Origin of the sequence: Agrobacterium sp. T29, from assembly GCF_006970545.1 — a bacterium.
Classification (GTDB): domain Bacteria; phylum Pseudomonadota; class Alphaproteobacteria; order Rhizobiales; family Rhizobiaceae; genus Agrobacterium; species Agrobacterium leguminum.
The window spans coordinates 920260-943709 of record NZ_CP040640.1 but is presented as its reverse complement, the minus strand read 5'-3'; the positions used below and the strand labels follow the sequence as shown (position 1 = coordinate 943709).

The 23450-nt window shown below is 59.5% G+C and carries 24 protein-coding genes; 17 read left to right on the top strand and 7 right to left on the bottom strand.

Going from position 1 to position 23450, the window contains the following annotated elements; all coding sequences use genetic code 11:
• Positions 1 to 32: 32 nt before the first annotated feature.
• From FGF54_RS04875 to FGF54_RS04860, 4 genes are all read left to right on the top strand, one after another.
• Positions 33 to 1280 (top strand): diguanylate cyclase, encoded by a 1248-nt coding sequence (locus tag FGF54_RS04875; protein ID WP_065653992.1) that lies wholly within the window; start codon positions 33 to 35, stop codon positions 1278 to 1280.
• Positions 1281 to 1363: 83 nt separating this feature from the next.
• Positions 1364 to 2617 carry a cytochrome P450 gene (locus FGF54_RS04870; protein WP_168208010.1) on the top strand — a complete coding sequence of 418 codons (1254 nt, stop codon included), beginning with the start codon at positions 1364 to 1366 and terminating at the stop codon, positions 2615 to 2617.
• Between the two features lie 65 nt (positions 2618 to 2682).
• Complete coding sequence (locus tag FGF54_RS04865) at positions 2683 to 2934, top strand: hypothetical protein (protein WP_142779070.1); 252 nt, start codon at positions 2683 to 2685, stop codon at positions 2932 to 2934.
• Positions 2931 to 3317 carry a type II toxin-antitoxin system VapC family toxin gene (locus FGF54_RS04860; protein WP_142779069.1) on the top strand — a complete coding sequence of 129 codons (387 nt, stop codon included), beginning with the start codon at positions 2931 to 2933 and terminating at the stop codon, positions 3315 to 3317. The genes FGF54_RS04865 and FGF54_RS04860 overlap by 4 nt, the downstream gene beginning before the upstream one ends.
• A gap of 7 nt (positions 3318 to 3324) precedes the next feature.
• Here FGF54_RS04860 and FGF54_RS04855 read toward each other — a convergent pair whose 3' ends face one another.
• The 3 genes from FGF54_RS04855 to FGF54_RS04845 all read right to left on the bottom strand — a co-directional run bounded on the left by FGF54_RS04855 (position 3325) and on the right by FGF54_RS04845 (position 4911).
• Positions 3325 to 3666 carry a cupin domain-containing protein gene (locus FGF54_RS04855; protein WP_142779068.1) on the bottom strand — a complete coding sequence of 114 codons (342 nt, stop codon included), beginning with the start codon at positions 3664 to 3666 and terminating at the stop codon, positions 3325 to 3327.
• Positions 3667 to 3780: 114 nt separating this feature from the next.
• Positions 3781 to 4293, bottom strand: a complete 513-nt coding sequence (locus FGF54_RS04850) for a hypothetical protein (RefSeq protein WP_142779067.1) — start codon at positions 4291 to 4293, stop codon at positions 3781 to 3783.
• A 153-nt stretch (positions 4294 to 4446) separates the two neighbouring features.
• Positions 4447 to 4911 (bottom strand): hypothetical protein, encoded by a 465-nt coding sequence (locus FGF54_RS04845; RefSeq protein WP_142779066.1) that lies wholly within the window; start codon positions 4909 to 4911, stop codon positions 4447 to 4449.
• A 196-nt stretch (positions 4912 to 5107) separates the two neighbouring features.
• Between FGF54_RS04845 and FGF54_RS04840 the strand changes: the two genes are divergently transcribed.
• Positions 5108 to 5536, top strand: a complete 429-nt coding sequence (locus FGF54_RS04840) for a MarR family winged helix-turn-helix transcriptional regulator (RefSeq protein ID WP_246666956.1) — start codon at positions 5108 to 5110, stop codon at positions 5534 to 5536.
• A 152-nt stretch (positions 5537 to 5688) separates the two neighbouring features.
• On the opposite strand, the gene FGF54_RS04835 is transcribed toward FGF54_RS04840, so the two are convergent.
• A complete protein-coding gene (locus FGF54_RS04835; RefSeq protein WP_142779064.1) occupies positions 5689 to 6972 on the bottom strand; it encodes an O-acetylhomoserine aminocarboxypropyltransferase in 1284 nt (427 codons plus the stop codon).
• A 74-nt stretch (positions 6973 to 7046) separates the two neighbouring features.
• The gene (locus FGF54_RS04830) at positions 7047 to 7481 is read right to left on the bottom strand and encodes a CoA-binding protein (protein WP_020810502.1); all 435 of its coding nucleotides are present in this window, start codon (positions 7479 to 7481) and stop codon (positions 7047 to 7049) included.
• Between the two features lie 905 nt (positions 7482 to 8386).
• On the opposite strand from FGF54_RS04830, the gene FGF54_RS04820 reads away from it, so the two are divergent.
• The 6 genes from FGF54_RS04820 (at position 8387) to FGF54_RS04795 (ending at position 13352) form a co-directional block, all read left to right on the top strand.
• Positions 8387 to 9223, top strand: a complete 837-nt coding sequence (locus FGF54_RS04820; RefSeq protein ID WP_059752614.1) for an EamA family transporter — start codon at positions 8387 to 8389, stop codon at positions 9221 to 9223.
• Positions 9224 to 9476: 253 nt separating this feature from the next.
• A complete protein-coding gene (rplM, locus tag FGF54_RS04815) occupies positions 9477 to 9941 on the top strand; it encodes a 50S ribosomal protein L13 (RefSeq protein ID WP_003502335.1) in 465 nt (154 codons plus the stop codon).
• 2 nt (positions 9942 to 9943) lie between these two features.
• Positions 9944 to 10411 carry a 30S ribosomal protein S9 gene (gene rpsI, locus FGF54_RS04810; protein WP_003521540.1) on the top strand — a complete coding sequence of 156 codons (468 nt, stop codon included), beginning with the start codon at positions 9944 to 9946 and terminating at the stop codon, positions 10409 to 10411.
• 131 nt (positions 10412 to 10542) lie between these two features.
• On the top strand, positions 10543 to 11496 hold the full coding sequence (gene speB / locus FGF54_RS04805) for an agmatinase (RefSeq protein ID WP_142779063.1): 954 nt from the start codon (positions 10543 to 10545) through the stop codon (positions 11494 to 11496).
• A gap of 70 nt (positions 11497 to 11566) precedes the next feature.
• Positions 11567 to 12499, top strand: coding sequence for an N-acetyl-gamma-glutamyl-phosphate reductase (argC, locus tag FGF54_RS04800; protein WP_142779062.1), 933 nt, complete (start codon positions 11567 to 11569; stop codon positions 12497 to 12499).
• Between the two features lie 10 nt (positions 12500 to 12509).
• The gene (locus tag FGF54_RS04795; protein ID WP_142779061.1) at positions 12510 to 13352 is read left to right on the top strand and encodes an aminoglycoside phosphotransferase family protein; all 843 of its coding nucleotides are present in this window, start codon (positions 12510 to 12512) and stop codon (positions 13350 to 13352) included.
• Positions 13353 to 13358: 6 nt separating this feature from the next.
• On the opposite strand, the gene FGF54_RS04790 is transcribed toward FGF54_RS04795, so the two are convergent.
• Positions 13359 to 14462 carry a COX15/CtaA family protein gene (locus FGF54_RS04790; RefSeq protein ID WP_162935989.1) on the bottom strand — a complete coding sequence of 368 codons (1104 nt, stop codon included), beginning with the start codon at positions 14460 to 14462 and terminating at the stop codon, positions 13359 to 13361.
• Between the two features lie 143 nt (positions 14463 to 14605).
• Here FGF54_RS04790 and FGF54_RS04785 point away from each other — a divergent pair, with 143 nt between their 5' ends.
• Both FGF54_RS04785 and uppA read left to right on the top strand, forming a co-directional pair.
• Positions 14606 to 14818 (top strand): DUF2842 domain-containing protein, encoded by a 213-nt coding sequence (locus tag FGF54_RS04785; protein WP_020811154.1) that lies wholly within the window; start codon positions 14606 to 14608, stop codon positions 14816 to 14818.
• 97 nt (positions 14819 to 14915) lie between these two features.
• Positions 14916 to 16142, top strand: coding sequence for a polysaccharide biosynthesis GNAT family N-acetyltransferase UppA (gene uppA, locus FGF54_RS04780; RefSeq protein WP_142779060.1), 1227 nt, complete (start codon positions 14916 to 14918; stop codon positions 16140 to 16142).
• 18 nt (positions 16143 to 16160) lie between these two features.
• Here the strand turns inward: uppA and uppB are convergent, their stop codons facing one another.
• Positions 16161 to 18428: a polysaccharide biosynthesis protein UppB gene (uppB, locus tag FGF54_RS04775; RefSeq protein WP_142779059.1), complete on the bottom strand. Its 2268-nt coding sequence runs from the start codon at positions 18426 to 18428 to the stop codon at positions 16161 to 16163.
• A gap of 210 nt (positions 18429 to 18638) precedes the next feature.
• Here uppB and uppC point away from each other — a divergent pair, with 210 nt between their 5' ends.
• The 4 genes from uppC (at position 18639) to uppF (ending at position 23385) form a co-directional block, all read left to right on the top strand.
• The gene (gene uppC, locus FGF54_RS04770; RefSeq protein ID WP_003521548.1) at positions 18639 to 19211 is read left to right on the top strand and encodes a polysaccharide export protein UppC; all 573 of its coding nucleotides are present in this window, start codon (positions 18639 to 18641) and stop codon (positions 19209 to 19211) included.
• 16 nt (positions 19212 to 19227) lie between these two features.
• Positions 19228 to 20370 (top strand): polysaccharide biosynthesis type 4 glycosyltransferase UppD, encoded by a 1143-nt coding sequence (gene uppD / locus FGF54_RS04765; RefSeq protein ID WP_168208009.1) that lies wholly within the window; start codon positions 19228 to 19230, stop codon positions 20368 to 20370.
• 223 nt (positions 20371 to 20593) lie between these two features.
• Positions 20594 to 22147 carry a polysaccharide biosynthesis glycosyltransferase UppE gene (gene uppE, locus FGF54_RS04760; protein WP_142779057.1) on the top strand — a complete coding sequence of 518 codons (1554 nt, stop codon included), beginning with the start codon at positions 20594 to 20596 and terminating at the stop codon, positions 22145 to 22147.
• Positions 22144 to 23385: a polysaccharide biosynthesis O-antigen ligase family protein UppF gene (gene uppF / locus FGF54_RS04755; RefSeq protein ID WP_142779056.1), complete on the top strand. Its 1242-nt coding sequence runs from the start codon at positions 22144 to 22146 to the stop codon at positions 23383 to 23385. The genes uppE and uppF overlap by 4 nt, the downstream gene beginning before the upstream one ends.
• Positions 23386 to 23450: the final 65 nt, after the last annotated feature.

The following is a 23450-nucleotide window of genomic DNA, read 5'->3' as shown; positions in this document are numbered from 1 at the left end:
TTATCGCATTATGGCGCAGATAGGATTTTGCAATGCTGGATGCAAAGACGAGCACGCTACTGTGGGCGGCGGAAACGTTCACCCTTGCCGTGCTTTTGGGAACGCTGTGGCTGCACCGCCCTTCCCGCCGGCATAATCTCTTTTTCGCCGCCGGTTTCCTCGCCACGGGCTTCGGCGCTGTCATGGTGGCGTTTCGCGGGGATATTTCCAGTTTTCTGTCCATCCAGGTCGGCAATACGCTCGCACTTTCCGCCTTCGGTTTCTGGCTTGCGGGCCTGCTGTGCTTCGAACAGCGGAAAATCGGCGGCTGGGTCGCCATTCCGGCTCTCCTGTGGATCGCCGGAATGTTCCTGCCGCCCGTGCGTGAAAACATGGTGGCCCGCATCCTGCTTTATCACGCCAGTGCGGCCACGGGTTATTTCATGCTCGCCGGCGTCCTTCTGGCCAGCAAGGCGCGCGCCTCACGCAGCCGCCGGGTTCTGGCCGCGATCCTGATCCTGCAGGCTTTTGCCGGGGCGTTCGTCGCATCCATCGTCATCCCCGTCAATGCCGCCATCCCCAACGCCATTCCCATGACATCGGCGCTTGCCCTCTCCGGCATGCTCGGCTTCACGGCCATCATCATGATCAGCGCCAAGATCATCATGGAGGATACGGAAAGCCGCCTCCATCGCCTCGCCATGACCGATCATCTGACCGGCGTTCTCAACCGGCGCGGCCTGCTGGAGGAGTTCGAGCGTATCAAGAAAAGGTCGCCGGCCTCCAGCCGTTACGTGGCTCTGGTGCTGTTCGACATCGACCATTTCAAGAAGATCAACGACAGATACGGCCACCAGTCCGGCGATGCGGTCCTAGTGCATTTTTGCAATATCGCCCAGCGCGCAATCGGCGATCGCGGCCTTTTCGTCAGGATGGGAGGCGAGGAATTCGCGCTGGTTGCCGAAGTGGAAAGCCCTTCCAGCACGGCGACGCTTGCGGAAGCCATCCGCAGCAATCTGCGCCTTTCGAAGATCAGTTCGCGCGGTGAAGCCATCGAGGTGACCACCAGCGTCGGCATATCGGAAGCCATGATCAAGGACGCCGACCTCAACACGATGATGACGGAAGCCGACCGCGCGCTCTATGCCGCCAAGAAGGCCGGGCGCAACCGGACCGTCATCCATGTCAATTCAGCCAATGTCGTCGTGCCCGCCTCGGACCGTGACGAAAATCCGATGGACAACAATGCCGACCGCCAGGTCGCGGCGCTGAACCGGATAGCCGCCATCGCCAGCCGGTGACGATGTAACCACCCAGTGACAGACATAGAGGTATCCGGAAGGGATTTCCCTCCCTTCCCAAAGCGCCGCGCGCGGAATAGACCATGGGCATGACAGCGACATTTCCGTTTCTCAAAATCGATCCCGCCACCCGCCGCGTTTCCCTTGATGCCCGCGACCCGGCTTTCTACAACGATCCGAACCCGGTCTATGCGGCCCTGCACGCTGAATGTCCCACTTTCTATTGGGAGGAACAGCGGCAATGGTTTTTCACCGGATACGACCATGTGAGCGCGCTTTTGCGCGACCGCCGCTTCGGACGGCAGATCCTGCATGTGGCAAGCCGCGAAGAGATCGGTTTGGCGGAGCCGCTCGAACATGTGAAGCATTTCGATGCTGCCGAGCAGCATTCGCTTCTGGAGCTCGAGCCGCCGGAGCACACGCGGCTGCGCACGCTCATCAACCGCGCCTTCGTGTCGCGGCACGTCGACAAGATGAAGCCGGAAATCGAGGAACTCGCCAACCGTCTGATCGACGCCTTCGAAGCAAATGGCGAAACGGAACTTCTCTCTTCCTATGCCGACATCATCCCGGTGACGATGATCGCCCGCATGATCGGCATTCCCGAGGAGATGGGGCCGCAGCTTCTGAAATGGTCGCACGCCTATGTCGGCATGTATATGTTCAAGCGCACGCCGGAAGACGAGCTGCTGGCCGACAGGGCCGCGCATGAATTTTCAGACTATGTGCGCAGCGTGATCGCCGAGCGGCGGGCCGAGCCGAAGGACGATCTGCTGAGCCACATGATCCATACGGAGCACAAGGGCCAGTATCTGACCGACGACGAGCTCGTCTCCACCACCATCGTGCTGCTGAATGCCGGGCACGAGGCGACCGTGCACCAGATCGGTAATTCCGTGCGCATCATTCTGGAAAGCGGCATCTCCCCCGAGGTCCTGTTCCACGACGATGCCGCCACAGAACGGACTGTGGAAGAAACCCTGCGCATCTGTGCACCGGTTCATATTTTCCAACGCTGGGTTCTGGAGCCGGTCGAAATCGACGGCGTCGCGTTCAAGCGCGGCGACAAGGTCAGCCTCATTCTGGCCGCCGCCAATCTCGATCCGGCAAAATTTTCCGATCCGCTGACCTTCCGGCCGGACAGAAACGAAGGCGCCAACGTCTCCTTCGGCGCCGGCATTCATTTCTGCATCGGCGCGCCGCTGGCGAGGCTGGAGCTCAATCTTGCCCTGCCGCTGCTTTTCAAACGCCTGCCGGGCCTGAAGATCGCCGAGCCGCCCAGGGTCAAGGATGTCTATCATTTCCATGGTCTGGAGCGGCTCGATCTGGCGTGGTGAAGTAGTTTTTTTATGATCCCCGATGCGCTATGGTATTTTCGTCCAATAGTGATGAGGCAAATGCCTTGGCAACCAAGTCGAAGAAAAAAACGGATATGACGCCGCCCCCTCCGGTCGTTTTTACCGAACTGGAGGCGCATCTTGAGAGACTATCGCGTCAATTGGATGCGGTGGGTCTTTCGGAGAGTAAATCGGGCTCTGTTCCACACGAAAAACGCCGACGCGTTCCGGGCCGTTTTAAGGGCGTGCTCGTGGTCGGACCTGAGTTCTTCGAACCGCTGACGGAAGACGAACTTAAAGAGTTCGCGACCGAATGAAATATCTACTGGATACCCATGCACTGCTTTGGTGGCTGAATGACCATGACCGGCTTTCGCCGGATGCGCGCGAAATCATCAGCGACCCCAATAATGACCTCTATGTGAGCGCGGCTTCAGCATGGGAAATTGCCACGAAATTCGCACGAGGCCGTTTGCCCGGTGCGTCGCTCATACTTCCCGATTTTGCGGGTGTAATTGAACAGGAAGGCTTTCTCGAACTTCCCATCAACAGCGCTCATATGGTTCGAAGCGCCATGCTGCAGGGCGAGCACCGCGATCCGTTCGATCGAATTCTTGCGGCTCAATCTATTTTGGAAAACATGGCGTTGATATCTATCGACGAGAAAATTCCATCGCTCGGCGTCATGACACGCTGGTAGCGCGCCATCAGAGCCGGATGACATAATCCTTGCGCGTCGTCTCCACGACCTCCCAGGTGCCCGTAAAGCCCGGGCGCAGGATAACGCGGTCGCCCGGTCTCAGATCGCGCGGCGCACCGCCATCTTCGGTCAGGATGGAATGGCCTTCGAGGATGTTGAAATATTCCCATTCGTCATAGACCACCCGCCATTTGCCGGGCGTGGACTGCCAGATGCCGGCATAGATGCCGCCGGGAGCTTCCTCGATATTCCATGTGGTGAATTTGGGATCGCCGGAAATCAGTCTTTCCGGCGCTGGCGCACCGTATTCCAGCTCTGCGACATAATCGAAGGACAGAAAATTCGTCATGACGTCCCCTGTCCGTCAAATATGGTTGGCCATACAGCTTTGCTCAATTGTGGGCGCTTCGTCAAATAGTCTCGGGTGTGCCGGTTGGGCGCTGCCGCCGGGGAAACGAGGCGCCTACTCCATCTTCGTCCAGCCGAAAACCAGCCAGGTGTATTTCGACTTCTTGTCGGGTTCGGCGGTGTACGTCATCTGTATATCGCCATCCTTCGCGTAAATATCGAGCCGGGGCGCGGTATCCAGCTTCAGCCACAGCGAACTCTTGTCAAAAGACCATGTGCCGCACCAGACGCATGAACCTGAAGGATCGCCGGGTTGATGGAAATTGTAGCGACCGTCCGCCGTGATCTCCAGATAATCAAAAGCGGAGTAAAATGTCGTCACCGTCTCCTGGAAGAGTGTCGCATCCGCTTCCTGCTGGGCGGTGGGCTCAGTCTTCATATCGCGCGGCGGGCGGCTGGTCGCGCCGGTGAGCTTCCATTTTCCGACAAAATCCTGCTGCGTCGGGAAATATTCCGCCTCGGCCTTTGCCGGCGAAACCGACGCTACGACCGGTATATCAGCCATACCCGCGACCCCGATTGCAAGGAGAAGGGTGACAATACGGAGCATTCCGGTTCGGTTTTTCATGTGGCGTATCTTTCGCGATGGGACTGCAAGGGTCTGTTCTAGGCGGATTCGGCGCTTTGAGTAAGATGGTCGCGGATGAACGGAAGCAGCGCACCGTTCAACCTGGCACCGAGGCTTTCTCCACAGACCAGTGGAAACTGGCAGCGTACGGCCTCAGTTTCCCGCTGATTTCGCGAGCGCGATGAACAGCAGGATCACCGCAAGAAACTCGATGGGCAGTCGCCAGCGGCTCAATCGGACCCATCTGGCCGCAGCATTGGAAGTAGCCGTTGCGTCACCGGCCAATCCCGTCTCAAACCGAAGCGCCATTGGGATGAAATATGCAAAGGACCAGATCCGCGCTACAAGATGCGCGGCGAGTGCGGACCATATCCAGACGCGAATTGCGGGATGAGCCCATGTCAGCCAGACAGCGAGGAGCAAGGCCACCTCAAACAGCCCGTGAGCGGGACCCCAGAAAAGCTTTCGGTCGATCCCGCCCCGTTCAGGCTGGATCAGCATCGGCTGCGAAGGCCACACCCTATCGACAAGAAGCGTCTCGTAGATGCCGCCGCCCAGCCCGACGCTCCCAAGAACACCGGCGACGACAATCGCGTAGAAAACCAGCGGATCGAACATCTTTCACCTCTTCCAGAAAACGCCGTGACGCCTGCGAAAGCATGTTCGACCAGCACGCATTTTCCACTTTTCGACGCTCGCAGGCGTAACCAGCACATTTAACGCTGGCGAAATCGCATCCGGCCAACTATCTTGATGACTATTATTTCTTAATTATTGAGATACTCACATGTCAAGAGATATCCTGGATAGCCGGTTGACCGACGTACTTCGTCAGGCCAGCGCGCAATCATTGCTCATCAGCCAGTCCATCGCGGCAAAGGCTCGGATGAACACCACCGATCTGGAGTGCCTGGACATCCTTCAGATGCAGGGCCAGGCAAGTGCAGGTGAACTTGCAAGATCGACCGGCCTGACGACCGGAGCGGTGACGGCGCTGCTCGACCGGCTGGAGAAGGCCGGCTTCATAAAACGCTTGCCCGATCCTGCGGATCGCCGGCGCGTGCTGGCGGCGCCTCATCCCGAAAAAATGCGGGAATTGTTTCAGATCTATGCGCCCCTTCAGGAAAAGATGGAGGCGCTCTATGGGGAATATGATGAAGAGCAATTGCAGCTCATCATCGGTTTCATGGAAAAATCATGTGCCATTTCGAAGGACTTCATTGGCACTTTGCAGAAGAAATAAGCTGAATGCAGCCGAGCGAGTGCACCTCGCTGCAACACGCAAATCCGCTGCCGCCGAAAGCACCCTGTTTCCATGGTTTTCCGGCGGCCGCTCAATCACACTTAAATATCATTGGGGGTCACGCGGGCACCAAACTCGCGTGAGCCACCAGATCAGACCTTGGCGAGCGATTGCTCGAGATCGGCGATGATGTCCTTGACGTCCTCGATACCGACCGACAGGCGAACCACATCCGGCCCGGCGCCGGCGGCCGTCTGCTGTTCCGGTGTCAGCTGCGCATGGGTGGTGGAGGCCGGGTGGATGACGAGGGAGCGCGTGTCGCCGATATTGGCGAGATGGGAGAAGAGCTGCAGCCCTTCCACCAGCGCCTTGCCGGCCGCATAACCGCCCTTGACGCCGAAGGTGAAGACGGAGCCCGCCCCCTTTGGCGAATAATGCTGCTGGATAGCGTAGTTGTCGCTGTCTTCCAGCCCCGCATAATGCACCCAGCCGACCTTGGGATGCGCCTTCAGCCATTTTGCGACGGCAAGCGCATTGTCGGAATGGCGCTGAACGCGCAGCGGCAGCGTCTCGATGCCGGTCAGGATGAGGAATGCGTTGAAGGGCGAGATCGCCGGGCCGAGGTCACGCAATCCCAGCACACGGCAGGCGATGGCGAAGGCGAAATTGCCGAAGGTCTGGTGCAGCACGACGCCGGAATATTCCGGCCGGGGCTGTGACAGCGCCGGATATCGGTCCGTCGCCGACCAGTCGAAGGTTCCACCGTCCACAATGATGCCGCCCATGGAGTTGCCGTGGCCTCCGAGGAATTTCGTCAGCGAATGCAGCACGATATCCGCGCCATGTTCCAGCGGCCGCAGCAGATAGGGGCTCGCCATGGTATTGTCGACGATGAGCGGCAGGCCATGCCGGTGGGCGACGTCGGCGATTGCGGCGATATCCACGAAAGTACCGCCCGGATTGGCAAGGCTTTCGATGAAGACGGCACGCGTGCGCTCATCGATCTGCGCCTCGAAGCTGGCCGGATCGGTGGCGTCGGCCCAGCGGACCTGCCAGTCGAAGCCCTTGAAGGCATGGCCGAACTGGTTGATCGAGCCGCCATAGAGCTGGCGGGCGGCGACGAAATTGTCGCCGGACTGCAGCAGCGTATGGAAGACCAGCAATTGCGCGGCATGGCCGGACGCGACGGCAAGCGCGGCCGTACCGCCCTCAAGTGCTGCCACGCGCTCTTCCAGAACCGCCTGAGTGGGGTTCATGATGCGGGTGTAGATATTGCCGAACTCTTTCAGTCCGAACAGGGCGGCGGCGTGATCGGCGTCGCGGAAAGCATAGGCCGTGGTCTGATAAATGGGTGTGGCGCGCGCGCCGGTGGTCGGATCCGGTTGCGCGCCCGCATGAACGGCCAGCGTCGAAAACCCGGGATTGCTGCTCGGCATGATGTTTCCTCCAATTGGAATTTCGGAGGGATCATAATGCCTTGCCGCCAAATGATAAGTCCGATCCGTACCAACTATCGCACAATATTGAGACGCGGATACTCAATTGCAGGACAACGGTCCATCACGACTTCCATGCCGTAGGCTTCCGCCTTGGCGGCGGCATTGTCATCGCGAACGGAAAGCTGACCCCAGATTACCGATGGCCGCTCCGGCAGCAATATCGCCTCCTCGACGATTGCCGACAAATATTCCGGCGCCCGGAAAACGTCGATCATGTCCACCGGCTCGGGAATATCGGCGAGTTTGGCATAGACCTTCTGCCCCAATATCTCCTTGCCTGCCTGGCCGGGATTGACCGGAAACACACGATACCCCCTGGACAGCAGGAAGCGCATCACGCCGTGGCTCGGCCTGTCCGGGTTGGGCGAAGCACCGAGCAGGGCGATGGTTTTGACATCGGTCAGAATTTTTCTGAGGTAGTCGGGCTCGTAACTATCATGCTGCATGTCAACTTATCCCTTCTGGAGCGTCGCATGGTTTGAAGAATACCAATGCAGCTGCGCCATTCGAAAGCGCCGCGAGCATAGCGTCTCCTGCATAATTCCACCGACGCATTCCTGACGCTACCGGTTGCGTCCGCCCTTCCATCTAGGAAGGTTCTTCGCTCTCTTGAACCCCTGCCCGGCTGAAAAATTGCCGCTACGCAGACAATCCCGTCGCACAGTGGCACGTTTTCGCCCACGCAAAATGATTTCACCAAACGTCGGAATGCCGGTTGTACTGACTATTTTTGTCCAGTTTTCAAAATGACGCGAATTGCCGCAAATAAGGGCCCAAACAACATTAGCGTGTAATTCATGCGCTCTTCGTCTCCTGTTTGTTTTCATTCCGTTCGCAGGAAAATTAGAAATATCTAATTTTCAGAAAGTTATTCTGTAAATCAATCTATACACAAATCTACAACGTTACAGTTGCCAATTCGTGAAAGATATGAAATTTCTTTTCATGCACGCCTTCGCCCGATTGATACACCTTGCGCCCGAAGCACCATGGCGCACTGGGCGCCAATATTTGACAAATTTGGTAGTATTTTTAGCGAAAATTCGTCGTGAGGCGAAACCATAAGCTGTGCGTCGGACGCTCATGCGTCCATCTGACGGATGAAATCATGAGCAGAATGTCATATCACCCCGACGCAAAATCATTCCCCGGCGCCATGACATGCACAAAGCATAAATTTTACGCGCGTTGCAGTATCTGCTGCGATCACAGGCCGTTTGCGGGCGGTTCCACGGGCGCAAAACGCTCGCTCGAATGATCGGGAGAGGCATATCGCCTCGCCGAAAATCGATTCCGGTTTTCAAGCCGATGCTATAGGTTGCCCAAAGTAGCCCGCGAGCGAGTCTCTATTGTGACATTTGACATTCTTCTTCTGGTGCTCCTGGGCGCGATACTGCATGCCGGATGGAATGCGCTGGTCAAGGCCGGATCCGACAAATCGCTGGACGCCTCGCTGATCGCGGCGGGCGCTGCGGCCTGTTCGCTGCCGTTTCTGCCTTTCCTGCCATTTCCCGCGCCGGTCGCCATTCCTTTCCTGATCGCTTCGGCCGTTCTGCAATTCGCCTATTTCCGGCTTGTCGCCGCCGCCTATACGATCGGCGACATCGGCCTTGTTTATCCCGTCATGCGCGGCGTGGCGCCCCTGATCGTCGCGGCGACGAGCAGCCTGTTCCTGAGCGAGATTTTAAGCCCGCTGGCCCTTGCCGGCATCATCGTCATCTCCGGCGGCATTCTGACGCTCGCTTTCGAGGCGCGGCGCGGTGGCGGAAAGGCGATCATGGTCGCCCTGCTCAACGCCTTCGTGATCGCATCCTACACCTTCGTCGACGGTGTCGGCGCAAGGCTTTCCGGCAACGCCATCTCCTATACGCTGTGGATGTCGCTTCTGCCGCCCGTGCTGCTTTTCGGCTTCGCCTTCTACCAGCGCGGCGTGGGCCCGGTCGCGGACCATGTCCGGCGCAACTGGTGGCGCGGCTTGATTGGCGGCGGCGGCTCCATTCTCTCCTACGGGCTGGCGCTCTACGCCATGACCAAGGCGCCCGTCGCCGTCGTCGCGGCGCTCCGGGAAACCTCCATTCTCTTTGCGCTGGTGATCTCCGTGGTGATCCTGAAAGAACGCGCCAGCATCTGGCGTTATCTTGCCGGAGGCATCATTGCAGCAGGCGTTCTGGTGATGCGACTGGGGTAAAACGGGACCGTTCTATGAGGTAAAATAATACCCCATTATCAAGTCATTGTTTTTGCTTTATTATTTTTACGACCTCCAGAATCCGTCATATTGACGCTTTCGCTCGCGCACCGTATAAGCGCGCCAGATCGGATTCCAGCCGGAATAGGGTCATTTGCGGTTGCCTTTGATGGCAACCAAACCAAGCAACAAGAAACGCCCGTATGCTCTTATTTAAAAGAGGATGACGGGTCCACGTTAGAAAGTGAAATCCATGTCTACTTTCGTTCAGAAGCCTGCTGAGGTGGAGAAGAAGTGGGTCATCATCGACGCCGAAGGCCTCGTTGTTGGTCGCCTCGCCACCATCGTTGCAACCCGCCTGCGCGGCAAGCACAAGGCTACCTACACCCCCCACGTTGATGATGGCGACAACGTCATCGTTATCAACGCGGAAAAGGTTGCCTTCACCGGCAACAAGTACTCCGACAAGAAGTACTACTGGCACACCGGTCACCCGGGTGGCATCAAGGAGCGTACGGCTCGCCAGATCATCGAAGGCCGCTTCCCGGAGCGCGTCGTTGAAAAGGCCATCGAGCGCATGATCCCGCGCGGCCCGCTCGGCCGTCGCCAGATGAAGAACCTGCGCGTTTACGCCGGCTCGAACCATCCGCACGAAGCACAGCAGCCCACCGTTCTCGACGTGGCCGCGCTTAACAAGAAGAACGTAAGGAGCGCCTGATAATGGCCGATCTTTCCTCTCTGAAAGACCTCGCCCCGGCATCGGAAGCTTCGGCTCCCGTGCATGTCCGCAAGGTTGACACCCTCGGCCGCTCCTACGCGACCGGCAAGCGCAAGAACGCCGTAGCCCGCGTATGGGTGAAGGCCGGTTCTGGCAAGATCATCATCAACGGCCGCGATTTCACCACGTATTTCGCACGTCCGGTTCTGCAGATGATCCTTCAGCAGCCGATCGTCGCCGCTGCCCGCACGGGTCAGTTCGACATCATCGCCACCGTTGCCGGTGGTGGTCTGTCCGGTCAGGCCGGCGCCGTTCGTCACGGTCTGTCCAAGGCCCTCACCTACTTCGAACCGGGCCTGCGCTCCGTTCTGAAGAAGGGTGGCTTCCTGACCCGCGACAGCCGCGTTGTCGAGCGTAAGAAGTACGGTAAGGCCAAGGCCCGCCGTTCGTTCCAGTTCTCGAAGCGCTAATCGCTTCTACGAACGGTTCGTTCAGAACTTCGAAAGGCGGGGCTTCGGCTCCGCCTTTTTTTCATGGTCTCCTCCCTTGTTTTTTCAGCGGGAAGACAGCAACCTCGGCGCAAATCGCAATGGGGTGATCAATGCCGTCCAAAACCATCGACCATGCCTTCACCGCAACGACGCTGACATCGGCCGCCACCGACCCGACCCATGCGGGCGTCCTCTCCTTCATGCGGCGCAAATATACCAAGAACCTCAAGGGTGTATCGACGGCCGTCTGGGGCATTCCCTTCGATGCGGCCACCTCCAATCGGCCGGGCGCACGCTTCGGGCCGCAGGCGATCCGCCGCGCCTCGGCGATCTTCGACAATGACCCGCAATATCCCTTCGCGCGCGATCTCTTCGCCCATATGCCGACCATCGACTATGGTGACTGTCTGCTGGACTATGGCAATCACTGGAAAACGCCTGATACGATCGAAAAGGAAGCGCGCCGGATCATCTCCAAGACGGATTACCTGCTGACGCTTGGCGGCGATCACTTCATTACCTGGCCGCTTTTGAAGGCACATGTGGCCAAGCATGGGCCGCTGGCGCTGGTGCAGTTCGATGCGCATCAGGACACCTGGTTCGACGATGGCAAGCGTATCGACCACGGCTCCTTCGTAGCCCGCGCCGTGCGCGATGGACTGATTGATCCTGACCGGTCCATCCAGATCGGCATCCGCACCCATGCGCCTGACGATTTCGGCATTCGCATTCTCCACGGTTACGAGGTGGAGGAGATGCGGGCGGGCGATATCGCCTCGCTGATCGTCAAGCACACGGCCGGCATGCCCACCTATCTGACCTTTGATATCGACTGCCTCGATCCCGCCTTCGCGCCGGGAACCGGAACGCCGGTGGCCGGCGGGCCGACCAGTGCTAAAATTCTCTCCGTTCTGCGCGGGCTTGGCCAGCTCGATATTCGCGGCTCGGACGTGGTGGAAGTCGCACCCGCTTACGACCATGCTGACATTACCGCCATTGCCGGAGCCACCGTTGCAATGTATATGCTTGGCCTGCGCGCCGAACGGTTGGCCAAGGCCGGCTGATAAAGAAAACGGCGCTTGCCAAACTGATTCCGATTACCCTCGCAACCCTTTGAAAAGTCAGGACAAGGACATGACAGCGAAGATCTTCATCGATGGCGAACACGGCACCACGGGTCTGCAGATCCGCACGCGCCTTGCCGGTCGCCGCGATATTGAGCTGCTGTCCATACCCGAAGCCGAGCGCCGCAATGCGGCGATGCGCGAGGATATGCTCAACGATGCCGACATTTCGATCCTCTGCCTGCCTGATGATGCTTCCCGGGAAGCGGTCTCAATGGTGGCTGGCAACAATAATGTCCGCATCATCGATACCTCGACCGCCTATCGCGTCCATCAGGACTGGGCCTATGGCTTTGCCGAAATGGATAAGGACCAGGGCGAGAAGGTTCGCTCTGCCCGCCTCGTCGCCAATCCCGGCTGCTACCCGACCGGTGCTATCGCCCTTATTCGCCCGCTGCGGGCCGCTGGCCTCCTGCCGGACGGTTATCCTGTCAGCGTCAATGCGGTCTCCGGCTATACTGGCGGCGGCAAGCAGATGATCGCCCAGATGGAAGACCAGAGCCGCGATGACGCGATCAGCGCCAATAATTTCCTTTATGGCCTGACGCTCAAGCACAAGCACGTGCCGGAAATGACCATTCATGGCCAGCTCGACCGCGCACCGCTGTTTTCGCCTTCCGTCGGGCGTTTCCCGCAGGGCATGATCGTGCAGGTGCCGCTGTTTGCCGCCGACCTGAAGGAAGGCGCGACCGTCGAAACGATCCATGCGGCGCTGACTGCCCACTATGCGGGACAGGACATCGTCAACGTGGTGCCGCTTGCCGAAAGCAAGGGGCTCGCGCGCATCGACGCCGAGGAACTGGCAGGCAAGGACACGATGAAACTCTTCGTCTTCGGTACGCCGGGCGGCGAACACATCAACCTCGTCGCGCTGCTCGACAATCTCGGCAAGGGCGCATCCGGTGCTGCCGTGCAGAACATGGAACTGATGCTCTCCGCATGAGGGTTATCTCGTGACCACCACCCCATCTTTTCCGGCCTCGTGGAATATCGAGGCCGCAAAACAGATTGCCGATACGCCGGCCGGGGTGGTTTACGAGCTTACGCGCGGCGACGGTTCCCTCGCCGTCGCCAAGGTTCTGAAACAGAGAGTACTGAAGGATAGCCTTCGCGGCGCGGATTTCATTAAATGGCGCGCCGGCATCGGCTGCGTGGAGCTGCTCGACCGCTCCGACGATATTCTGCTGATGGAACATGCCGGCACGGAGACCCTGCGCGACGTGCTGTTTCGCGACGGCAATGACAATGCCACCACGGAGATCGCCGCCGATGTCCTGCTCAGATATCATCAGCCATCGCAGCAGCCGCCGCCTTCAAGCCTGCTGACGCTGCCGCTCTATTTTGAGAGCCTGTTCCGCAAGGCCGAACAGGACCGTACTGACGGCGTGGACAGCCCCTATATCGAGGCAGCCGCGCTGGCGCAGGCACTGATCGACCGGCAGCGAGATATCAAGCCGCTGCACGGCGATCTGCATCACGAGAACATCATGCGCAGTGAACGCGGCTGGATCATCATCGATCCGGCCGGCTTGATCGGCGATGCGGCGCTCGATGTCGCCAACATGTTCTCCAACCCGCTCGACCGTTTCGACCTTACCCGCAGCGAGGCGCGCATCGCCTCCATGGCGGCGATTTTTGCGAAGGCTTTACAACGGGAAGAACGGCTATTGCTGCAATATGCCTTTGCCTATGGCTGCCTTTCTGCCGCGTGGCACGAAGAGGATGGCAATGCGGAGGAACGCGACAACGAACTCGCCGTCGCGGCCACCATCAAAACGGTGCTCGGGCAGTTCTAAGCCGCCTCAGTCCCTGACTTCGACCGCAACGGGCGCCGGATATTCGCCGATAAAACCGCGCCAGTGGGCGACGGCGAAACCAAGCACGATCAGCGCCATGCCCTGATGAGCGAGCGCGACGTGAATATCCACATGCATCAAAAGCGTGGTGATGCCGAGCGCCGCCTGAATGGAGACGAGCACGAAGAACAGCACGGCGCGGCGAGCATGCGGTGTATTAGGCAAGGCGCGCGCCATAGACACCATATGCCACAGCGTGGCGGCAAACAGCGTATAGGCGCCGAGGCGGTGGACGAATTGCACCGTCTTGGGGTTCTCGAAGAGGTTGATCCACCACGGCTGTTGCAGGAAGAGATCGCCAGGCACCAGCGAACCGTCCATCAGCGGCCAGGTATTGTAGGAAAGGCCGGCATTCAGCCCCGCCACCAATGCGCCGAGATAGATCTGGAAGAGACAGAGCACCGTCAGCAGCGCGGCAAAACCCCTGCCCGTCTTTTCGTCGGCGGCCTCAGGCGAATGATGCGACAGCCCGCGCAAAATCCACATGCAGCCCGCAAAGATGAGGCAGGCGATGGTCAGATGCGTGGCAAGGCGATATTGCGAGACATCCGTGCGGTTGACGAGGCCGGAAGAGACCATCCACCAGCCGATGAAACCCTGAAAGCCGCCAAGCGCCAGAAGGCCGACCAGCGGCAGGCGCAGGCGCTTTTCGACGCGGCCGGTGAGCCAGAAGAAGGCGAGCGGCAAAGCGAAGATGACGCCGATGGTGCGGGCAAGCAGGCGATGCGCCCATTCCCACCAGAAAATCGTCTTGAACTCGTCAAGCGACATGCCCTTGTTGATTTCCTGATATTGGGGAATGCGCTTGTAAAGCTGGAACTCCTCTTCCCATTCGGCAACGGAAAGCGGCGGAATCGCGCCGTGGATCGGCTTCCATTCGGTAATCGACAGACCGGATTCGGTAAGTCGCGTGGCGCCGCCGACGAGGACCAGACAGAAGAGCGTGAAGAGCACGACGCGCAGCCAGATTCGCAGCAGGCGGCGGTCCTTCTCCTGTTTCTGCAGGGCAGCCTCCACCACCATTTCCGCAGAACCATTTGCCATCGTCATGCCGCTCGAACGCATCTTTCAGGTCTCCATCATACAGTCATGTTGATTAGCCCCAACCGGCACCACAAAACAAGGCCTCAGGGTTTGCGGCATGCGGTCGCGGCGCTATAGTCCCGCGCAGATACTCAATGACGGAAGACTTCATGCACCCTCGCCTCAGATCGCTTATCGGCACCATCGTCATCATCTGCCTCGTCGTCGTTTACGCCGTGGTGGCGACGGCCATTGCATCGGCGGCGCTGGCGCAATCGCCCTGGTGGGTGCATCTCGCTTATTTTGTGCTGACCGGAATCCTGTGGGTTCTGCCGGCGATGCTGATCATCAAATGGATGGCCGGACCCAAAAAGCAGGGTTAAGCGCCGACCACTGCATGACACCCTGAGGTCGCAATTTTATAAACCGATTGTTTGCCGCTCAGCGATATAGTCCGACCGAAACAACCGGAGAGAGTGGATGGCGGCTGAGGGGCCGGTCTTTATCAGCGACGAGCAAGCACCGACCGCCGTGCAAAACGAGCGGCGGGGTGCTGATCGTCTGTTGATCGATCTGGTCGATGACGCCGCAACCATCCGCTCCGACTGGGAGCAGCTGGAAAACGACCCGCTCAATTCATTGCATCAGGGTTTCGGCTGGTGCTCCATCTGGGCGCAGACGCAGAATAGCGCGCTCCTGACGCTTCGCGGCCGGCAGGGCGGCAAGACGATCTTTCTGCTGCCGCTCGAAATCGTACTGGAAGGCGGCATCCGCAAAGCGCGTTTTCCCGGCGGCCGTTTCAACAATATCAATACGGGGCTTTTCGACCCCTCCTTTGCAGAACAGGCCGGACAGGAAATCGCAGCGGCGATTGCCCGCGAAGCGCGGAAGCTGCTGCATGGCCGGGCCGATATCCTGGCCTTGCAGAACATACCGCTGACGTGGCGCGACAGGACCAATCCCCTCTCGCATCTTGCTTCCGTCGAAAACCAGAATCCGGCCTTCCAGCTTCCGCTGTTCGAAAGTTTCGAGGCCACGCTTCGGCAGGTCAATGCCAAGAGGCGACGGAAGAAATTCCGCATCCAGAGCCGAAGGGCCGAGGAAATGGGCGGTTACAGCCATGTGATCGCACGGTCGCCACAGGAAAAATGCGAATTGTTGCAGGCATTTTTCCGCCAGAAGGCCGCCCGTTTCGCCTCGCAGGGCATTCCGGATGTGTTTCGGGATCAATCGGTGCGGGATTTCTTCTACGATCTGGCCAATTTTCCCGAGACGGGCACGGACAGTCTGCTGGAATTGCATGCCATTCGCCTGCATGGCGAAAGCGAGGGCGTCATCGCCGCGATAGCCGGCCTTTCGCGCAAGCAGGATCACATCATCTGCCAGTTCGGTTCGATCGATGAATCCGTTTCGGAACTCAGCCCCGGTGAATTGCTGTTCTGGTTGATGATCGAAAGGGCATGCCGCGAAAAGGCGGCAATCTTCGATTTCGGCGTCGGCGACCAGCTCTACAAACGCAGCTGGTGCCCGCTTTTCACCGTGCAGCACGATATATTCCTGCCGGTGACGCTGAAGGGTCGTGTTGCGGCCTCGGCCTATGTCGCCATCGCCCGGACGAAGAGCCTGATCAAATCCAATCCGGCGCTTTATGCGCTGATTCAGCGTTTTCGCGCCGGACGCTCGAAGATGGACATCGCCCCCGACTGAGCAGGGTCTTGCAGCACCTCAGGCCGCGCTCAGATGGTCCGGCTTGCGCATGCCGGTCATCGGCAATGCCTGTTCATAGCCCTCAACAACCAGTTCACCGAGCGTCTTTTCCAACAATTCGCTATCCTTGCCGGGAACCGAGACGATGATTTCCGCCGGCAGGTTGCGCAGCATTTTCCCGAGGCTCGAAATCTGCACCGCGCCGCATTCGACGAGGACGGTATCATAAGCGTCGGAGAGCGCGCCGAGGATCATCGTCAGACGGTCTATCGCGCGCATGGCCTCACGCGGCTGCGCATTGCCGCGCGGCACGATATGGGCGTCGGACAGGCGGTCGCCGTGAATGGTTTCACCGAAGGCGGCAGCGCCGGCCAGAAGGTCCATGACACCGGGAAGCCCGGCTTCCGGCGCCATCAGCCGCGTCGGACAGGCTGACGCCGTCATGTCGACGAGAACGACCGAACGGCCCATTTCGGACAAAGCCCGCGCCAGCATGACGCTCGTGGTCGAACCGCTATCACCAGCCGGAGATACGATTGCGGCGACCGGTTTGGCAAGGCGGGTGGCCAGGAAACCTGCAACGGCGTCGATGGAGAAATCGTCATCGGTATCGATTTCCTCCTCCATTGCCTCCTCTTTCGCAGCCGCGACATCTTCCACCTGCGAGGCCGGTATGGCAGCAGCAGCGACGGCCGGTAGATGCCGTTCTTCCTCTTCAGCAACGGGCTGGTATGCCGCGACCGGCATGGCCCGCGCAGCAGGCTGCATGGTTTCATGGCGCGCGGCTTCAGGCTGTTCCGGCGCATCCGTGGTCTTGTCCGGATCGGCTGGAGCACGCGAAGGAGAAGGCGGATCGGAGAGCGGCGGAACCTGATTCCTGCCCATCGGCTTCAAAGCCCGGCCGGTGAAAAGCTCCACCAGCATGACGACGATGCAGGACAGCAGAAACGCCGCCAGCGTCACGACGATGGTGATAGCTCCGGTCTTCGGGAAATAGGGTTCGCGCGGCTCCACCGCCGTCGAGATGACGCGCGCATCGGCCGGCGTGGAGTCCACCGAGCCGGCGCGCGACGTCGCTTCGCGGTAACGGGCAAGATAAGTTTCCAGAAGCTGCCTTTGCGCTGAGGCTTCCCGCTCCAGATCGTTGAGGCCCACCTGCTGTTCGCCCGCACGCACGCTTTCCGATTTCAGCATGTTCAGCTGCTGGACCAGTTGCCGTTCCCGCAGGCGCGAAACATTGGCCTCGTTTTCGAGACTTGCCAGCACCTTGCGGGTCTCTTCCTGAATCTGCCGCTGTATGCCGTCGAGCTGGTTGCGTAGCGCGCGGATACGCGGATGGCCTTCCAGCAGCGAGGACGTGAGATCGGAAATCTGGCTGCGGATCGTCGTTTCGTTTTCCTTCAGCCTCTGGATCGTCGGGGAACCGACGACATCGGGAAAAGTATCGAGCGGGCGGCCGCTTGCAAGCGCGCTGCGCACGCCTTCCGCCCGCGCCTCCGCATTGGCGCGCTCTCCGCGGATACGGCCAAGTTCGGTGGAGATATCGCCGAGCTGACGGGTGGCGAGCGTTTCGCCCTGCCCCGCCGAGAGAAGATCGGAGGAGGCGCGGTAATCCGCGACCTTCCTGTCGGCCTCGCGCACCTTTTCGCGCAGATTGGCTATTTCCGGCTCCAGCCAGCGCGCCGCTTCCGTGCTTGTATCCAGCTTCGCGCCGCTTTGCAGGGCGATATAGGCCTTCATCATCTCATTGGGGATGGCGGCGGCAAGCTTGGGGTCCTGCGAGGAAAATTCGACCGTGATGACGCGCGAGCTTTCGACCTGATAGACCTGCAGCTTTTCCCGGAAGGCCTTCAGCACCCGCTCTTCGGGCAGCACCTGAAGCGGGTCCTTCTTGACGCCGACGGCGACCAGGAGCTGCGAGATGAGCGAAGGATGGGCCTCCGGATCGAATTCATCCAGCTCGTAGAGCTTCATGTCTTTGGCGACCTGCTTGATGAGGTCGACCGATTGCAGGATCTGCACCTGGCTGGAAACGGTCAATTCATCGAGCACGGGTTCGGCGGGTGCATTGGACTGCTGCGAGGCGCCGAAGGAGGCCGCGCGGGATTCGATCAACACGCGCGCCTCGCCCTTGTAGGCGGGCGACATCATGCTTGAGATCACGAAGGCGGCGCCCCCGGCCAGAAGCGTGATCGCCGCGATCCGGCCCTTGCGCTGCCATATGGCTGCGACAAGCTGCGCAAGATCGATATCCACATCCCTGTCGTCAATGCGATCGCCGTTCATGCGGGCTCCGTAACCGAGACAAACCTCGGGCGCTCAAATATAGATGGTCAATTTTCGCGAAGTTTAAGTCTTGCCGGTAACACAACAGTTAATCCCGGCGAATCCGACGAAATAAAGCCGATATTACCACCGCTCGCGCTGCTCGTTTACCGCACATTAACCCTAACAGAACGATAAGAATGATCAAAGTTCGACTCGGAGCCAGATGAGATGCCGCTCGCCGGATCACGACATGTCACCGCACTGACGCTCGCCGTTCTGACGGCCCTTTCCGGCTGCGCGGCATATCAACCCGCTCCGAGGTCCTTCAACGAGGCCGCCCTGCAACCCTATCATGTCGATAGCGGCGACAGGCTGCGCATCAACGTGTTCGAGCAGACCGGGCTGACCAATACCTATACGGTCGATCAGGCCGGCTATGTCGCCTTCCCGCTCGTCGGCCAGGTTCCGGCACGCGGCAAGACCCTGCCGCAGCTCGAAGCCGCCATCGCCGCCAAACTGCGCCAGGGTTATCTTCGCGATCCGGACGTGACGATCGAGATAGACCGTTATCGCCCGGTCTTCATCATGGGCGAAGTCGGCCGTCCCGGCCAATATTCCTACGTGCCGGGCATGACCGTGCAAAACGCCATCGCCATTGCCGGCGGCTTCACCCCGCGCGCCAATCAGGCCGATGTCGACATCACCCGCAAGATCAATGCCGAGGTGATGACCGGCCGGATCGGTATCACTGCGCCCATTCTGGCCGGCGATACCGTCTATGTGCGTGAACGCTTCTTCTGAAAACGGAGTGGCGAACGTGTCGGATGACGGCCCTCCCCTGCGCATCATTCACTGCTTCCGCTCCCCGGTGGGCGGTGTCTTCCGCCATGTGCGCGACCTCATCGAAGAACATGTGAAACAGGGCCACAAGGTCGGCATTGTCTGCGACAGCTCCACCGGCGGCGTGCATGAGGAGCGGCTTTTCGCACAGATCACCCCGATGCTGGAGCTTGGCCTCACCCGCCTGCCCATCCGGCGGTCCATCAGCCCCGGCGACCTCATGGCGCTGTGGAAATCCTACAAGCACATCAAAAGTTTGCGGCCGGACATCCTGCACGGGCACAGCGCCAAGGGTGGCGCTCTTGCCCGGCTGATCGGCTCACTCCTGCGGGCGAACAGGTATCGCGTAGCCCGCCTCTATTCACCGCATGGCGGCAGCCTGCATTACGCCAGAAACAGCCTCAAAGGGCAGCTTTTCCTACGGCTGGAGCGGTTTCAGGAGCATTTCACCGATGCGCTCTGTTTCGTCTGCAATTTCGAGCAGGCGACTTACGAGGCCAAGGTCGGCAGGCCACGCACCCGCACTGCGATGATCTATAACGGCGTGCAGGAAAGCGAGTTCGAAACCGTACCCGCCCGCGAAGATGCGGCCCGTTTTCTCTATATCGGCATGTTGCGCGACCTCAAGGGACCGGATGTCTTCATCAGGGCATTTGCAAAAATGGAACGCAGCATCGGCCAGCCGATGACCGGCGTGATCGTCGGCGACGGACCGGACAGGGACAAATATGCGGCGATGATCGACAAGGCCGGGCTTTCCCGACGGATTTCCATGCATGCGGCAATGCCCGCCAGGCAGGCCTTCGAACTGGCAACGACAGTGGTGGTGCCCTCGCGCGCCGAAGCCATGCCCTATATCGTGCTCGAAGCGCTTGCGGCGGGAAAAACGGTCATCGCCTCCCATGTCGGCGGCATTCCCGAAGTCCTTGGAGAAGACAGCGAGGCGCTCGTACCGGCTGGCGACGCCGATGCGCTGGCACGGATCATGGTCAAGGATGCCGAGGATGCCGGCTGGGCGCAGCGGATCATGCCTCGCCCGGACAGCTTCAAGGCGAAATTTTCAACCCCGGTCATGGCGGATGAGATGATGAAACTCTATCGAGACCTGTTATCGACCTAATAGCCATTTCAAAAACACGATTTTTAATTGTATATTCCGGCCGTCCTGTAGAAACTCATCATAAACGTTTCTTAGCATGTTTCGGCTAGTTTTCTGCTCGTAGAGCGCGCGTGTCCATTCGGATGCACAAAGGGCACTCTACCACTTTGAGGTTGCGCATCGTTCCGGTCGAAAATCCAATGCGATTTTAAGGCCGATGCGCTGGAGGGTGCGGACCAAAGCAATGACCAAGACTGACAAGGACAGACTGCAATTCGATCTGGCGTCATTGCGCAAGAAACTCTCCGACCATGAAGCCGGTGGGGCTTCGGCCTCCGAAACCGTAGTTCTCAATCCGCTTGCACGGCAGATCGCCAACCAGCTTCGCGCCGGCAACCATTCACCCAACATGGTGATCGGGCAATTGCGGCTTCTGGAATTCACGATGCTCGTCGTCATCGCCGCCATCGTCAACGGCATCGCAGCCGATCGCGGTCTCGAAACCTTTCTGTCGGTTTTCGGCGGCGGCGTGCTGGGGGCGGCGCTCTGCGTGTTTCTGTTGCAGGCCGGTGACTGCTATCAGCTTCCGACGCTGCGCACGCCGCTGAAGATGTTCGCGCGCATTCAGGGCGCTGTCTGCCTTTCCTTCGTGGGAATTGCCTGTTTCCTTCTCCTCTTCTTTCCCGATGCGCTGCATTCCTGGCCAGCCTTCGGCATCTGGTATGCAACGGGTGCGGTGGCGATCTTCGCCGGGCGGCTGATCCTCGGCTTCGCCATTCGCCACTGGGGCCGCAACGGCGTGATGGAACGCCGTGCCGTCATCGTCGGCGGCGGCGATACCGCCAAGGACCTTATCCGCTCGCTGGAGCAGCAGTCCGATAACGATATCCGCATCTGCGGTATCTTCGATGACCGGAAAAGCGCCCGTTCTCCCGAGGTTGTCGCCGGCTATCCCAAGCTCGGAACCTTCGCGGAGCTGGTGGAATTTGCCCGCCTGACGAAGCTGGACATGCTGATCATCGCCCTGCCGCTCAGCGCCGAGGCGCGCATTCTCCAGCTTCTGCGCAAGCTGTGGGTGCTGCCGGTCGATATCCGCATCGCAGCGCATGCCAATAAATTGCGTTTCCGCCCCCGCGCCTATTCCCATGTCGGCAAGGTGCCGATGCTCGATGTGTTCGACAAGCCGATCCGCGACTGGGATTCGGTGGCGAAACGGGTGTTCGACATCACCTTCAGCCTCATCGGCATCGCCCTTTTATGGCCGGTGATGGTGGGCGCGGGAATTGCCGTGAAAACAACCTCGAAAGGCCCGGTCCTTTTCAAGCAGAAGCGCCACGGCTTCAACAATGAGACGATCAACGTCTGGAAGTTCCGTTCCATGTATACGGAACTCAGCGATCCGACCGCGAAACAGGCCGTGACGAAGAACGACCCGCGCGTCACGCCCGTCGGCCGCTTCCTGCGCAAATCCTCGATGGACGAGCTGCCGCAGCTTTTCAACGTTCTTTACGGCGATCTTTCTCTCGTCGGGCCGCGCCCGCATGCCGTTCATGCCCAGACGGGCGACCTGAAATATACCGAGGTGGTGGAGCACTATTTCGCGCGCCACAAGGTCAAGCCCGGTGTTACCGGCTGGGCGCAGATCAACGGCTGGCGCGGCGAGATCGACCATGGCGACAAGATCAAGTTCCGCACCGAATACGATCTCTATTACATCGAGAACTGGTCGCTGTTCCTCGATCTGAAGATCCTGTTCCTCACGCCGATACGGCTGCTGAAATCGGAAAACGCCTATTGACCCACACCGGCTACCAGCACGCACCGGATTTCGACGCGCCGCTGGCCGCCATGCGGCTCGTCGGCTCGTTCTTGATCGCATTCGGCGTGTTCCTTTCCGGTTTCGTCATTTCCGAGCCGGCGCCCTATGAGCTGATGATGGTGGGACAGGTGGCCATCTGGTTTCTGCTCGGCCTTCGCCTTTCGCGCACCGTCGTCCTGCTTCTGTGCCTGCTGCTTGCCTTTAATGTCGGCGGTTATCTTTCGCTCACCACCATGGCCGATCTGGATGAGGGACCGCTTTATCTCGCCGTCTCGACCTTTCTGGCGCTGACCTCGGTTTTTTATGCGGCGATTGTCGAGGACAAATACCAGCGGCTGCTTTTGATTTTCCGGGCCTGGCTTGCGGCGGCGCTGATCACCGCCCTGCTCGGCATCATCGGATATTTCCACGCCATTCCGGGTTTCGAGGTCTTCACCCTTTACGACCGCGCCAAGGGCGCCTTTCAGGATCCGAACGTTTTCGGTCCCTTTCTGGTGACGCCCTCGCTCTACCTCATTTACGGCCTTCTCACCGGCAAGGCGATGCATGCGCCCTGGCGGATCGCCGGGCTGCTCATCCTGTCGCTTGCCGTGTTCCTGTCGTTCTCGCGCGCGGCCTGGGGCCTGTTTCTGTTCGCCACCATCCTCCTCGTCTTCGTGATGCTGCTGAAGGAGCGCACGGCCGCGTTTCGCCTGAAGATCCTCGTGCTGTTTCTCGTCGCCGCCGGGCTGATGGTCGCGGCGGTCATCATCGCATTGCAGTTCAAGCAGGTGGCAGATCTGTTCTCCAGCCGCGCTTCAGCGGTGCAATCTTATGACGGCGGCCATCTCGGGCGTTTTGCCCGCCACTATCTCGGTTTCCTGCTCGCCATGGAACATCCGCTCGGTATCGGCCCCATGGTGTTCGACAATATTTTTCCCGCCGCCGAACATAATATCTGGCTGAAGAGCCTGACGACGCATGGCTGGTTCGGTTTCGTGATCTATCTCGTGTTGATCTGCTGGACCATCGCCGCCGGCTTCAGGCATCTGCTGCGGCCACGGCCCTGGCAGCCGTTCCTCATCATTTCCTGGGTAACTTTCGTCGGGCATGTGATGATCGGCGCCGTCATCGATACCGACCACTGGCGACATTTCTTCCTGCTGCTCGGCATATTGTGGGGATGCATGGCACTTGAAAAACGCGAAAGCCTACGCCGCCGCGCGCGTGCCGCCTAAAACGCTTGCCCTTACGGAACCTTACGCCATTTCATGCGTTTAGCCCCGGATTCTGATTGTCACAC